Source organism: Pedobacter sp. WC2423, assembly GCF_040822065.1.
GTDB lineage: Bacteria > Bacteroidota > Bacteroidia > Sphingobacteriales > Sphingobacteriaceae > Pedobacter.
This window is the reverse complement of sequence record NZ_CP162005.1, coordinates 1,061,823-1,075,411: the sequence shown is the minus strand read 5'-3', so window position 1 is coordinate 1,075,411 and position 13,589 is coordinate 1,061,823. Positions and strand designations below refer to the sequence as shown.

Below are 13,589 nucleotides of genomic sequence, written 5' to 3'. Positions count from 1 at the left end.
ATGAAAACAATATTTATAATTTCAGGCAGAACATGGAAAACTGCCTTTGAAAATAGGGCTACAATTGCCCTGACTTTGATTTTAGGCTTGGCATTAGGCCTGGCAACTTTTATTGGCTGGCAGAATTTCAATACACAAAACAGTCAGCGTTTAAAATATAAAGAAATAGTAAGGCAAAAATGGTTGTCCAAACCTGATAAACACCCGCATAGAATGGCTCATTATGGCTATCTGGTATTCAGAGATAAGCATGAGCTGAGCTTTTTTGATTTTGGTATAGAAAGTTTTGCTGGTGTATCTATTTTTCTGGAAGCTCATAAACAAAATACCGTTAATTTTTCCGAAGCCGGCTTTTCAAATGGAATGCTCCGTTTTGGTGAACTCAGTGTTGCGATGGTACTGCAATTGCTTGTCCCTTTGCTGATCTTCTTCTTAGGATATAACAGTATTTCTTCAGAGCGGGAAGCGGGTACACTCAAAATATTATTATGTCAGGGTGTAAAATGGCATGAGCTATTATTTGGTAAGGTTCTGGGAATTATTTTTATAAGTTTCACCTTATTTATTCCGGTCATTTTAATGACTATTGTTTTATGGGCAGCATTGAGCAACTGGCACGTATCAGCAGATTCAAGTTTACGTTTATTCCTGTTGATCACTGCATACTGCCTTTACTTTATGATCTGCGCAGGAATCGCTGTACTGGTATCGGCCTTCCACCAGACATCCAGAGCAGCTTTAACCAGTTTACTGGTTTTATGGGTATTCTTCACCCTGGTCATGCCAAGAATTACACAGGCTATTGGTGTTAAAATCTATCCTTCACCAGCTAAAATTGAATTCCTGGCAGCTATAGAATCTGATTTGCAAAAAGAAGGTGACAGTCACAATCCCGATGATCCGCATTATGCAAAATTTAAGGCCGATGTACTGAAGAAATATAAGGTGGATGAGGTAGCAAAACTACCTTTTAACTATGGTGGTTATGTAATGGCTGAAGGAGAAAGAATTTCGGCAGAAATTTATAGCCGGCACCAGAAAGAATTGAATAAGACCTTTGAAAATCAAAACAGCTTTGCAGTTGCGGCAAGTTATTTAAATCCTTTTCTGGCGATAAAAAACCTGTCTATGGCACTCACAGCTTCTGATTTCAAAACTTATATTGATTTTCAGGATCAGGCAGAAACTTATCGTTATCAGCTTGCCCAGCATATGAATAAGCTTCAAATGGATAATATTAGTAATAAGAAACCTGGTGAAAAAGAAAAAGCAGCCAGTATCAGCCATAAGCATTGGGCAGAACAACCTGATTTTCAGTATATTTTTAAACCTGTGAGCTGGGTAATTACCAATCAGCTGGGCACCATTCTTTCTATTTTATTATGGTTTACAGGTATATTAATCGTCCTGACAATTTCATCAAAATGGATTAAAACATTATAATATGATTAACTATATATATCAATTAGAATTTAAGCTGTTTTTTAGCAATAAGGCAGCAAGAGTTGGCTTGTTAATCCTTTTAATAAGTGGTTTCAGCAGCCTTTATCTGGGGAAAAATTTCATAGATAAACAAAGGACTGTAATTGAAAAAGCGGAAAAGATGCAGTTGGAGCATTTAGAAAAAAACATTAAATACTTTAATAATGACCTGGGATTGTTACTGTTTTACAACAAATTTGCAATAGCTAATGTTCCGGATAACTGGGCGGCTTTTGCGAATGGACAACGCGATATAAACCCTTATCTGCTTTCTGTAACTATACTGGGATTGGAAGGACAGATGTACGATACCGATCTCAATAATCCCTCTACATTGCTACTGGGCAATATGGATCTTGCATTTGTCTTTATTTTCTTATTCCCGCTGGTCATCATTGCTTTTACTTACAATATCCTTTCCGCGGAACAGGAATCTGGTGTATGGGGACTGATCAGATCTCAATCAAAAGTCCCTCTGCGTACTATCTGGCGTAAATTAGTGGTTAGAGTTACGGTTGTTTTTACAGTGTTTCTGATATTAATGATAAGTGCGGTAATCTATCTTGATCTCAAGCCAGATCTGCGCTTTTTAATGGTTTTAATACTGATCAGCTTGTATTTGATTTGCTGGTTTTCTATTTCATTCTGGATAATTTCTTATGGTAAGGCTTCTAATTTTAATGCAGTATGCCTGATTGCTATCTGGGTTACGATGAATATAATCTCTCCTGCTATTTTGAATGTATGGCTGACCAAAAAATACCCTGTCCCGGAAGCATTGGAAAATGTAGTGAAACAGCGGGAAGGTTATCATGAAAAATGGGATCTGGATAAAAGTGCAACGATGGACAAATTCTATCAGCACTACCCTCAATTCAGACAATACCCGTTTCCCTCAGCACTTACTTTTAGTTGGTATTGGTATTATGCGATGCAGCAAATGGGAGATGAAGATGCTGCTTTGAGTTCCGCCAGGATTACTGAAAAATTAAAACAAAGACAACATTTTACCAATATTGCTTCTTTTCTTTTACCTGGAATACAAACACAAGCAGGCTTAAATGAACTTGCAGGTTCAGATCTGAAAAATCATACTGACTTTTTGCAGGCACTAAGGGTTTTTCATGAAAAAATGAGGTTGTTTTTCTATCCATCCATCTTTACAGATAGCAAAGTTGAAAGCGTAAATTGGAAACAATTTAAGATCAAATACTTCAGTAGTCATACTGCTGAACAGGTTTGGCAGAAGTTGTTTTCTTTAATTTTGTTTTCAATTATACCTTTATTAGCTGGAATTTTCAACTTCCGGAAGAGAGATAGTTTATTATAAATTAAAATGAGGCAGCTGCAATTAAGCTGCCTCATTTTAAAGCGGATTCATATTAGTCAAAACATTATTTTTCGGACTGTGTTAAAATTAATGTATGCTTTACACAAAAAACTAATTATCCGCTCATGATCAATCAATACCCAAAAGATCTTCATAAAATTATCACTTCAGTTATCTTATATACATTTGGCTTAGTTGTCCTTTTATGGTTTCTATACCAGATCATGAGCATATTTATACTATTTATATTTGCAATTGTTCTGGGAATCATTATTAATCAGCCTGTAAGCAAACTGGAAAAGAAAGGTATGAAGCGATGGCTGGCCTCACTCATCGTATTAGGGATTATTTTTATCGTCTCTACCCTGTTAGGATTTTTAGTAGTGCCGCATATCAGTGAACAGATAGATACATTAGTAGGTGATTTACCGGGATATTTTAATAGTATTTCTAATCATATTACACATATCCTCAGAAAGTATCCTGAGCTGAATAAAGAGCTTCAGGGTGATGGGATGTCAATTTCTGAAGCTGTGCCCTCTCTGGGGAAAACAGTAATCGGAATCAGCAGTATTTCTTTTAGTGTGCTTGGCGGGATATTTATGTTTATCGTGTTCTTATCAATGATTATATTTTTTGTTGGGAATCCAAGACCTATTATCAATATGTACCTGTCGGTTTTCGAGCCAGAAAAGCGTGGAAAAGCAGAAAGAGCATTACAGCATACTTCTATTATGCTGGGCGGATGGATGAAATCCAATCTTATCGGTGGTGTAGTTCAGGCCATACTGGTTTATATATTTCTAACGATTATGAACGTTCCGGGAGCATTGGTATGGGCTGCTTTAGCTTTCTTCTCAGAACTGATTCCAAAAATTGGCTTTTATATCATGGCCATTCCCCCCACCCTTGTTGCCTTATCTATAAGCCCTGCTACTGCATTTTGGTGCCTGGTGTTCTTCTTGTTATTGAATGAATTAATTTCTGACTTTGTGATGCCTAAATTAAGGTCTTCGACTATGAATATACATCCGGTATCCTTGCTTTTTCTGCTACTGGCAATGACCACAGCTTTTGGCTTGATGGGGGCATTACTTGCTGCACCAATGGCTGCCATTATCAAAGCTTACTATGAAGAGTTTTATTTGAAGAGATTTCCTGATGATCCGGAAATGGAGCAAAGGATTGATAATATCCTTTATAAGCAATAAAACAGGACATCCTAATATGAATATTTAATCACTACTTTGGGAGATTCTATAATAAATATGTTATACCAAACTCATTAATTCAACGATTTTGTAATATTTTTCGTTTCCTGATCTAATAGTTTTAATAAATCAGGAAACCTATTTTCCCCATACATTGACTTAATATTTGAAGAAGCTAAGTCCAAATCTATACCGATAGATGTTACAAATAATGGTTTTTTACTTTTACCTCTAAATACCTCAACTACATTCTTCTTATTATCATGAAAAGAAGTTTTTGCCACACCAATAATAGGCACTTTCTTTTGTAAGTAATGATATAAATATGCACCTAATCCTTCTTTACGATTATCATCAAGAAAAACATAACCATCTATTATTATAGCGTTTATTTGAGATAAATCTATTTTTAAGAACAGTTCAATAATACAAGGAAGTTCTCTTTTATAAAAACTTCCAGGTTCATAATCTTCAACATTATCTATTATGGCGGAACTAATACTAGATATAGTATTATTGTCATAAGACTCAAAAGTCACGCCTACAGCTTTTGCCTGATTATTAAAATAATAAACATCAGTAGCTAATATCATGAGACTAATACATTAATTAACCTTTTAATTCTCGAAATCTTAATAGATTTCTATATTCAGCACTATCCTCTTCTATATCTTCTCTATTAGATAAAATGCCATTTTCGTAAATCTCATAGGAAATCCCAATCCCATATTCAAAAATAATCTTCTCAATTAATTCGCCATTTTCGTCATAATATCTTGCCTCACCATGCTCTCTACCTTTTTTGTATTCAATTTGGCTTTCTAGTTTACCATCTTGATAATAGCATTTTTCAAGACCATCTTGTAATCCATTTTTCACTTCATATTCGGTTTTCAAAATATCGGTATCAGTCCAATTCTCAAAAACAAATCCTGTTAATTTATCACCTTCATAAAGATGGATCCCAAAAGTTCCGTCATTTATAGGGTTATTAAATTCTATGTCTGAAATTTTCACTTTCATTATAATTTTTATTTATGGCCTCCTACAGTTTTGACTCCATCGGTAATGACAGAGCAATTAGGACACCTATGCATTGGAATATTGTCTGGTAGTCTTCGATTGTGCAGATCAAAAGTTGATAAATCAGTTTCCGTAACAGGCTTACTTGTAGCAGCTTCTCTCGCTTTTATTGCGTCATCTAATGCTCTGACCTCTGAGTGACCTCCGGCTCTTAAATCAGTTTCAATCGGAACTTTTCCTTCATCAATTAATTTTTGTCTGGCCAGAATTCTTTTTTTAACTAAGGGGTGTGCATCCTCTACAAACTTAGCATATTCTGCTTTTCCCTTTAAGTTCTTCGTAAAGTTTTTTCCAAAAAAAGTTTTGCCGGTTACAGGGTCATAAACTGCTGATAAACATGGCCCATTTTTAGTTTTACTAAACAAAGAAATCTCCTGCGCAGCTCTTTTTGTAACATCATCAATTAATTGTGTGTTGTTTCTCCCCACCTTAAAAATCCCCTTCACCTTCGCCATCAAACCTTCCAGTTTCATCGCATTACGCAATTTAGTAATTGTCGCTGTTAATTCTGCCAGTCTTTCCGCTCCTAATGCAAATTTTGCCCCAGCCCCAACTCCTTTTACTGCTAACCCAGCTCCTTTAGTCCCAACGACAGCTTCAGCTACCGCTTCGATCAATTGTCCTCCAAGTTCACTTCGTTCCTCGGTCGTACCATTGACTACTTTCTTATCCCATGTATCTACAACAGCATCTCCAATGGCATCATGGGTGTTTTTCAGACTCGTACCAAAAGTTTCATCAAACTTCTTTAACCGTTCTGCTGGCGAAGAAATTGGATAAGTGAGTGGGCCGCCGCCATATCCAACAATAACAATACCGGCCATTGTTCCAATTCCTTTAACAGTATCAATTGGATGCGTGACCATACCAACCAATCCATTCCAGGAACTCTTTAAGCCTTTTCTAAGTCCACGGCCAATTCCCTCTGTCACATCATGGCCTCCATCAGTGAAAGCGTCAACAACAAGACCAACAGGGCCAGTCAAAGCCGCTCCAATCGCTCCATCCAACCATGGAATTCCGTCAACCCGATTGGTTTTATCATCCTCTAAAGCTTTAATTGCCTCCTTTTTATCCAGAAAGATAGTTATAGTCCCACCCTTCTGACATTTACAATAGGAGCTTTTTAGCAGTGGTGCTTTACCCAATACTTTCTGTGCACCATCATGTGTGTTTTTCCATTCCGTTCCGACAGGCGTGCATGCACTACCATTTACAGAACAAGTTACAAAACATGGAATATTTAATAGAGGTATTTTATCGGTTTCAGTCGCTATCGGTAAGCCATAAAGATTATGCTTTTTAGGGGTTACCTTTAAAGTCATAATCATTGCTCCCATATCACATTTCAGGAAAGCTCCTTCAGGAACATATAAATCATCCTTCGCCATGATTCCCCTCCTTTCCGTTAGCAGCTTGAATAATTACCTGCTCTTCCTTATACCACCCTTCAGCCAGAGTAGTTTCCAAATAACTCTCAGCGTACCTTAATAAACTAGCATTTAGCCTGGCTCCCTGTGCTAAACGATATATTTCAGAAAAATCTACCAGGATATCTGATCCCATATTTGGTCTGCCAGTAATTAAATTCAACAATTCCTGTAAATTTTGTTCCTTATATTTTTTCTCATCAAGTCCGCCAGTACGCACCCATAAATTATCATCAGTAGAAAGTAATGGCTCCTTATGAAGCCAACAAGCTTTTATAGGTAAGAGAGCTTTATTACCAAAATAACCAGGTATAGTGTAATCCTCAGCAATCTGATTAATATCACCCGACTTATTTTCTATATTGGCTATTAGTAATGTATTTATGAGTGTTTTAATAACTGGATTAAGAGGTAACATCTCTTGCACGAATTTATTGTTCCCCAGATTACCGGAGAAAAAATGTAATAATACAGACGCTTGCCTACCATCCTTTACATACTTTGAAATTAATTGTTTTTTCTCCTTTAACAGGATATTCTGACTGATCGGATAAATTTCCTCTAAAATGTTTCCGTGTGCATCAACGTAGCATTCTATACGTTGCATACAATTAAAGAACAAATAGATTTCTGGTGAACAAGGTAATGTCCAATCACATTCTACATTGTTCATCAGTATACTCCACCTTTGCACATTTCCTCCATAAAAATTGATACCCAATGCAATATCTCCTGTGATATGATGCTCCACCTGGTTTCCATCCAACCAATGTTTATGGCTATAGATAAAACTGAATTGTTGCTTGTAGGTTCCGCTTACAGATGGAAAAGCCTCCGTTTCTATTTCTGCCTCGCTTTTACCAAACCCCAGCAGATCATTCAACCAACTCATCGTTAATTAGAATTGATAATTTTAGAAGACAAGTTGATTTCATCAATACCATCCATATCGATGACTTTACCATAAATAGTAGTTTTCCCCTCTTTAACATCTCCAATTTCAACGACTTTAGCAGTCCCTTCAATTTTATCTTCTCCAATCACAGTAATTGCTTTCGCATTGAGATCAAGTGTATTAGTTACCGGAGGAGTTGGATTAGCTTTAGCATTGGCAAGCTCTTCAGCAGTTGGTGTTGGTGCTCCTTCCGCTGGTGGAGCAGATGGTGTAATATTTCCGATTGTAATTTTCGGAGATTGAATAGCTATGCTTTCAGCACCATTGATGAATATATTTTTTCCCGTTATTGCAATTTCACCAAGATGATTCATCGTAATCATGCTTTCCCCGGTTTGAATACTTACCTTATTCTTGGCCATTGTAGTGACCATGCCAGAACCGTTCTTTATTTTCATGAAATTTGCAGCACTCGTTCCTAAAATCAAACCATGAGCTAAATCATCAAATGTCAGTGCACTTCCTTTACGGGAAGTCAGTCCTTTGGTATTACTATTTTTAAACCCTTTACTATCTCCACTTTTCCCATGAAAAACACTTCCAAGAATAACAGGCCTTGCTATATTTCCTTCTTCAAAAGCAACAACTACCTGATCTCCTATTTCGGGTATTACATGAAAACCTCTATTTGCACCAGCATCCCCAGTTCCGGCATTTGGGCTCATCACCCGTAACCACTCTGTAGGGTCATTTGCCTGACATTGCCATTTAAACTTGACTTTTACACGCCCTTGCCCTTGAGGATCGTCATTATCAAGAACATCAGCCAGCTGCATATCAGCCACTGGTTTTTCTGTAGGTCTTACCTTAAGCTTTTCACTATCTGCTGCAACACCTTCAAAATTATGTTTATAATGTCCTATTCCATCAATCTCATGGTGGATAGCTGTCACGATGAATTTGCCAAAATCTTCGACTTGAAAGTCAAGTCCGCTGCGAATACTGGTACTGATATCAATGACCTTACCCAAGCCTACCTTTGGATTATCTCCACTACCATTAATATTTACCAATCCAGAGACTAAAGCTTTATGCTCATCATTGACAAAAGTATCTATCTCTTGTTGAGAATTAACTCTGACACTTAAAGGAAGATTAAATCTTTTACTAAAAACATCATTAGAAGCAGAAATTGCGTGAGATACATCTGAGAATGTAGAATTTGCCGCAGAAGGTTGAGAGCTTAACAGTTCATCCTCCTGAGAATGGTAGGCAAATTTCTTATAATTTAAAGGAGCTATTTGCATTCCATATTGTAAACTTTGCAAATCCCTTCCATAAATAAGTGGTATTTCTTCCTGTTCATCAGGCTTTCCGAAATGTAGTATTCTGCCATCATAATAAAACCATTCATGGTATTCAGACGAAAGCCTGTTGATGAAATCAAAATCACTTTCTTTATACTGTATAATATAATCAATAACCGCGGCATAAGCAGGATTGATCTGAAAATCGAGGTCATTTTGGGGCGTATCATTTGTAGCCTGTTGTAAGATCGTTTTTAGAGTCTTATGGAGATAAGATCCAAGGTCGGGACCCCTGTCCAATAAAATATCAGGACTGTAGCCTTTAATAACAATATCCCCCCTAAAGCCGTGAGTTTGGGCAATTTCTACTTTAGTAATTATTCCCGTAAAAATATTTCCAGTATCGCCTAACCGTGCAAACTGAACAGTTAAATTCTTACCTATAAAATCTTTAGATTTTGTGAGTGTAATACCGCCAGCTTCTTCAACCTGGTCATGATTGATACGAAGTTCAAAAGTATGATGTTCATTAAAACGCTGATCCAGCGTAAAACGGCTGAAATGCGTTATAGCCACCTGCTCTATGCTGATGTCTACACTCAATTTATTTACCATTGGAATGAGAGTAAGATGATTCAATAGAAAAAAGCTGCAGGAAACCGTCCCGGCTTCCTGCAGCTACAGCAGTAGATTGTACTAACTAAGCCTTAGGCCAGTCGTTGGTATGCTCAGCATTACCAATTTTAAGTTTACGCGCAGATACCACAAAACTCAAAGTCATTGGGGTATTGTCGTTCACTGCAATCCCTTCATTGTACTGGATGATGTAACCATCTTCAAAATGCAATTCTTTCATTTTTGCATCTTCTTCACCCTTTTTGAATACAATTGTTCCTGCTTGTGGTTTATACTGGTTATTTACCATAGATTCAATCACTGAAGTGTCTTCAGTTGATTCAATTTCTAAGTGAATAGTTCCACCATAAACTCCTGATGAAGGACGTCCCTTTGCGTCTACATCTCTGTTTAATGAATAGCTGCACTGCAGCACATCGAATTCTTTAGACCCTAGAGTCAATCTGGTTTTAAATGCCATGATAATTTTTTTTAAATGTTAAACTTCCTGAATTTGAATTACGCTTTTGGCCAATCATTAACATGTTCGGCATTCCCCGCTTTTAGTTTACGTGCAGAGATCTGGAATTTCAAAGTCATCGGATTATCTCCGGTGATATTGATTCCTTCGGTATATTTCACAATATACCCGTCTTCAAAATGAACTTCCTTCATTTTGGCATCTTCTTCTGATTTTTTAATCAGCAGTGTGCCAGCTAAAGGTTTGTACTGGTTGTTTACCATTGCTTCGATGACAGAGGTGTCTTCGGTAGATTCGAGTTCAATATCGATTGTTCCACCATACACTCCGGAAGAGGGTCTTCCTTTTGCATCTACATCACGGTTTAGAGAATAGGCACAGTGAAGCACATCGTACTCCTTGCCCGAAAAGTTTAATCTTGCTTTGAAAGCCATAACTTTTTGTTTTAGGGTTGTAAAATATTAACTATTTCAATCACGTCAAAAATTCTGCCATTAACAACTAGTAATCAATAGTATACAGCTATAAAAAAGGAGAAAACCTCGTTTTTAGCACCGTTATGCCTTAAACTTAAAAGAAAAAAATATGGTAAATATCTGATCTCTTGCTACAAATAATTAAGATGTCACCGCAAACGTCTGTTTTATAGTACGTTCCATTTTATATACAAAATGCAGCTATTCAAATAATGCATTTTCTTTTAGCGTAACCAAATTTTTACGAAGAAAATATAGGCAACAAAAACGTTCATTTCATATAAATGTGCCCTTTATACCTTTAAATATCAATATGTTGTTATCATACCACAGTTTCACACTTCCATATCATTGTACTATATTAGATTAGCTAATTCGACAAAGCTAACCACAACCTACTAACCAAATATGAAAAGAAAACACCTACTAACCCTTGCAGGTTTATTATTTATGAGCCTGCCTTCAACCCTGCAGGCACAAAATCAGAAATGGCAGAACCTATTTAATGGAAAAGATCTTAAAGGCTGGAAGCAACTTAACGGGCAAGCCAAATACGAAGTAATCAATGGCGAGATTGTAGGAACAACAGTTTCCAATACGCCGAATTCCTTTCTTGCAACTACAAAAAACTATGGTGACTTTATTCTCGAACTGGAACTGAAAGTAGACAATTCTATGAATTCTGGCGTGCAGATCCGAAGTGAAAGCAATGCTGCTTATCAAAATGGAAGAGTAAATGGTTATCAGGTAGAAGTTGATCCTTCCGACCGTAAGTTTTCAGGAGGTATTTATGATGAAGCAAGAAGAGGCTGGTTATATCCGCTGGATATTAATCCTACAGGACAGCAAGCCTTTAAAAATAAGCAGTGGAATAAATACCGTGTGGAATGTATTGGAAATTCTATCCGTACCTGGATTAATGGTGTGCCCACTGCCAATGTAGTGGACGCGCTTACCCCTGCTGGATTTATCGCATTACAAGTACATGCAATTGGTAAGGATGATCAGCCCGGCAAACAAATCCACTGGCGCAATATCCGTATTCAGACTGCGCAGCTGAAACCTTCAAAAGCAGATAATATTTATGTGGTTAACCTGGTACCAAATACGGTTACTCCCCAGGAAAAAGCAGAAGGCTATAGTTTACTGTGGGACGGAAAAACGACTAAAGGCTGGCGTGGTGCTTATAAAGCAACCTTCCCTGAAAGTGGCTGGGTCATTAAAGATGGAGAACTGAGTGTGCAGAAATCTAATGGTGCTGAATCTACCAATGGCGGTGATATCGTAACCGAAAAACAATATGGTGCCTTTGAGATGAAATTCGATTTTAAATTAACAGCAGGTGCAAATAGTGGTGTTAAATACTTTGTAACTCTTACCGAAGGAAATAAAGGCTCTGCAATTGGTCCTGAATATCAGATATTGGATGATGAAAGGCATCCGGATGCAAAATTAGGAAAGAATGGTAACAGAACATTGGGTTCTTTATATGATCTGATTACCAGTAAAAAGATTCCAAATGCACAACGAAAAATCGGAGAATGGAATAGCGGGTTAATCAGAGTCTATCCCGATAATAAAATACAATATTGGTTAAATGGCTATAAAATTCTGGAATATGTAAGAGGATCAGCAGAATTCCTCACTTTAGTAGCAGATAGCAAATACAAAGACTGGAAAAACTTTGGAATGGCTCCCAAGGGTCATATCCTGTTACAGGATCACGGTGATCAGGTGTTTTTTAGAAGTATTAAATTAAAACAACTTTAAATTCCGCCAGCTATGTTATCATCAAGAAGAAAATTCATCAAACAAACAGCAATTGCTGCCGCCGGAACCTATATGGGTACAATGGGGCTATCAGCTAAAAGTTATGGAAATATTATAGGTGCGAATGATCGTGTCAGAGTTGGTATAGTCGGTTTTTCAGATCGGTTTGCCACTTCACTTTTTCCCAGCTTTCTCAACCATTATAAGGAACTGAATTTTGATATTGTCGCAGTATCAGATCTCTGGAACTATCGGAGAGGATTGGGTGAAAACTTTTTAAAAGCCAAACTAGGACATGATATTACAGCTTGTCGCAACAACGATGAACTTTATCAGCTAAAAGATCTGGACGCTGTTATTGTGAGTACGGCCGATTTTCAACATGCTGTACATGCGATAGAAGCTATCAATGCTAAATGTGATGTTTACTGTGAAAAGCCTTTTGCAGAAACCATGTCTGATGCCCGTGCAGCTTTAAAAGCTGTAAAAGCATCGCGGCAAATTCTTCAGATCGGTTCACAAAGACGCAGTGGTGCTAATTATATAGCAGCCGAACAGTTTATCAAATCCGGCAAGTTCGGCGATATTACAATGGTAGAACTAAGCTGGAATGTAAATCAACCCGGACGCTGGCGCAGGCCGGAATTAGTGGCTAAATTAAAACAAGAAGATACGGATTGGAAACGCTTTTTAATCAACCGGCCATTTGAAGAATGGGATCCGCGTAAATATCTGGAATACCGCTTATTCTGGCCTTATTCTTCGGGAATGCCCGGACAATGGATGTCGCATCAAATTGACACGGTACACTGGTTTACTGGATTGAAACATCCGCGTAGTGTTGTGGCCAATGGAGGAATATATCAATGGAAAGATGGACGACGGAACTGGGACACCACTACAGCAGTATTTGATTATGGTCAGGAGAATAATCCGGAGAATGGATTTCAGGTAGTCTTTACCTCCCGCATGCATAATGGCGATGAAAACCCAGCGGAAATTTATTACGCTAATGGTGGTGAACTGAATCTGAATACAAATATGGTTTCTGCTAAAGGTGGGCTTAAAGCTGATGCTGCAAGTGCAATGCATATGCAACCGAACCTGTTGCCTGACCTGAAACTAACTAATCTGACAGAAAAAGTAGCTGCTTCTGCAAATACGGGAGGTGACAAATTAACTTCTGCCCATATGCGGAACTGGATGGAATGTATCAGGTCACGTAAACAGACTCATGCTCCTGTAGAAGTGGGCTATTACCATTCTATAGCCAATATTATGACCAATGCAGCCGTTAGAACAGGAAAAAAGGCCGTGTTTGATGAAGCAACACAGGAAGTTATGGTGGATGGCAAGATTTTTAAATACTAATTATCATAAGAAAAAGATATCCAGAAACGGAAACCCCCTACTGACTTTGAACCTATTTTATTACAAATAATCACTTATTCACCAAGAATAACATGAAAGTTCACTATGTTTGTCTAGATTCAGCAAAGTAAATCTAGA

At 37.5% G+C, this 13,589-nt stretch carries 12 protein-coding genes; 5 read left to right on the top strand and 7 right to left on the bottom strand.

Going from position 1 to position 13,589, the window contains the following annotated elements:
* The 3 genes from AB3G38_RS04140 (at window position 1) to AB3G38_RS04130 (ending at window position 4,023) form a co-directional block, all read left to right on the top strand.
* Window positions 1-1,443, top strand: coding sequence for an ABC transporter permease (locus AB3G38_RS04140; RefSeq protein ID WP_367867231.1), 1,443 nt, complete (start codon window positions 1-3; stop codon window positions 1,441-1,443).
* 1 nt (window position 1,444) lies between these two features.
* Entirely contained in the window at window positions 1,445-2,812 is a 1,368-nt protein-coding gene (locus AB3G38_RS04135) for a DUF3526 domain-containing protein (protein WP_367867230.1), read from the top strand.
* Window positions 2,813-2,937: 125 nt separating this feature from the next.
* Window positions 2,938-4,023 (top strand): AI-2E family transporter, encoded by a 1,086-nt coding sequence (locus tag AB3G38_RS04130; RefSeq protein WP_367867229.1) that lies wholly within the window; start codon window positions 2,938-2,940, stop codon window positions 4,021-4,023.
* A 74-nt stretch (window positions 4,024-4,097) separates the two neighbouring features.
* Here the strand turns inward: AB3G38_RS04130 and AB3G38_RS04125 are convergent, their stop codons facing one another.
* From AB3G38_RS04125 to tssD (AB3G38_RS04095), 7 genes are all read right to left on the bottom strand, one after another.
* Window positions 4,098-4,616 carry an endonuclease V gene (locus AB3G38_RS04125; protein ID WP_367867228.1) on the bottom strand — a complete coding sequence of 173 codons (519 nt, stop codon included), beginning with the start codon at window positions 4,614-4,616 and terminating at the stop codon, window positions 4,098-4,100.
* Between the two features lie 16 nt (window positions 4,617-4,632).
* Complete coding sequence (locus AB3G38_RS04120; protein WP_367867227.1) at window positions 4,633-5,046, bottom strand: toxin-antitoxin system YwqK family antitoxin; 414 nt, start codon at window positions 5,044-5,046, stop codon at window positions 4,633-4,635.
* A gap of 8 nt (window positions 5,047-5,054) precedes the next feature.
* On the bottom strand, window positions 5,055-6,497 hold the full coding sequence (locus AB3G38_RS04115; protein WP_367867226.1) for a PAAR-like protein: 1,443 nt from the start codon (window positions 6,495-6,497) through the stop codon (window positions 5,055-5,057).
* A complete protein-coding gene (locus AB3G38_RS04110; RefSeq protein WP_367867225.1) occupies window positions 6,484-7,428 on the bottom strand; it encodes a hypothetical protein in 945 nt (314 codons plus the stop codon). The genes AB3G38_RS04115 and AB3G38_RS04110 overlap by 14 nt, the downstream gene beginning before the upstream one ends.
* A 2-nt stretch (window positions 7,429-7,430) precedes the next feature.
* Window positions 7,431-9,353, bottom strand: a complete 1,923-nt coding sequence (locus AB3G38_RS04105; protein WP_367867224.1) for a type VI secretion system Vgr family protein — start codon at window positions 9,351-9,353, stop codon at window positions 7,431-7,433.
* 85 nt (window positions 9,354-9,438) lie between these two features.
* The gene (gene tssD / locus AB3G38_RS04100) at window positions 9,439-9,834 is read right to left on the bottom strand and encodes a type VI secretion system tube protein TssD (RefSeq protein WP_041878824.1); all 396 of its coding nucleotides are present in this window, start codon (window positions 9,832-9,834) and stop codon (window positions 9,439-9,441) included.
* 38 nt (window positions 9,835-9,872) lie between these two features.
* Window positions 9,873-10,268, bottom strand: coding sequence for a type VI secretion system tube protein TssD (gene tssD / locus AB3G38_RS04095; RefSeq protein ID WP_068398956.1), 396 nt, complete (start codon window positions 10,266-10,268; stop codon window positions 9,873-9,875).
* 450 nt (window positions 10,269-10,718) lie between these two features.
* Here tssD (AB3G38_RS04095) and AB3G38_RS04090 point away from each other — a divergent pair, with 450 nt between their 5' ends.
* Window positions 10,719-12,080, top strand: a complete 1,362-nt coding sequence (locus tag AB3G38_RS04090) for a DUF1080 domain-containing protein (RefSeq protein ID WP_367867223.1) — start codon at window positions 10,719-10,721, stop codon at window positions 12,078-12,080.
* A 12-nt stretch (window positions 12,081-12,092) separates the two neighbouring features.
* Entirely contained in the window at window positions 12,093-13,451 is a 1,359-nt protein-coding gene (locus AB3G38_RS04085; protein WP_367867222.1) for a Gfo/Idh/MocA family protein, read from the top strand.
* The last annotated feature ends 138 nt before the right edge of the window (window positions 13,452-13,589 follow it).

Coding starts and splice junctions, on each gene's coding strand:
- AB3G38_RS04120 (WP_367867227.1), bottom strand. CDS start 5,046: ATGAAAGTGAAAATTTCAGACATAGAATTTAATAACCCTATAAATGAC.
- AB3G38_RS04140 (WP_367867231.1), top strand. CDS start 1: ATGAAAACAATATTTATAATTTCAGGCAGAACATGGAAAACTGCCTTT.
- AB3G38_RS04130 (WP_367867229.1), top strand. CDS start 2,938: ATGATCAATCAATACCCAAAAGATCTTCATAAAATTATCACTTCAGTT.
- AB3G38_RS04110 (WP_367867225.1), bottom strand. CDS start 7,428: ATGAGTTGGTTGAATGATCTGCTGGGGTTTGGTAAAAGCGAGGCAGAA.
- tssD (WP_068398956.1), bottom strand. CDS start 10,268: ATGGCTTTCAAAGCAAGATTAAACTTTTCGGGCAAGGAGTACGATGTG.
- AB3G38_RS04085 (WP_367867222.1), top strand. CDS start 12,093: ATGTTATCATCAAGAAGAAAATTCATCAAACAAACAGCAATTGCTGCC.
- AB3G38_RS04090 (WP_367867223.1), top strand. CDS start 10,719: ATGAAAAGAAAACACCTACTAACCCTTGCAGGTTTATTATTTATGAGC.
- tssD (WP_041878824.1), bottom strand. CDS start 9,834: ATGGCATTTAAAACCAGATTGACTCTAGGGTCTAAAGAATTCGATGTG.
- AB3G38_RS04125 (WP_367867228.1), bottom strand. CDS start 4,616: ATGATATTAGCTACTGATGTTTATTATTTTAATAATCAGGCAAAAGCT.
- AB3G38_RS04105 (WP_367867224.1), bottom strand. CDS start 9,353: ATGGTAAATAAATTGAGTGTAGACATCAGCATAGAGCAGGTGGCTATA.
- AB3G38_RS04135 (WP_367867230.1), top strand. CDS start 1,445: ATGATTAACTATATATATCAATTAGAATTTAAGCTGTTTTTTAGCAAT.
- AB3G38_RS04115 (WP_367867226.1), bottom strand. CDS start 6,497: ATGGCGAAGGATGATTTATATGTTCCTGAAGGAGCTTTCCTGAAATGT.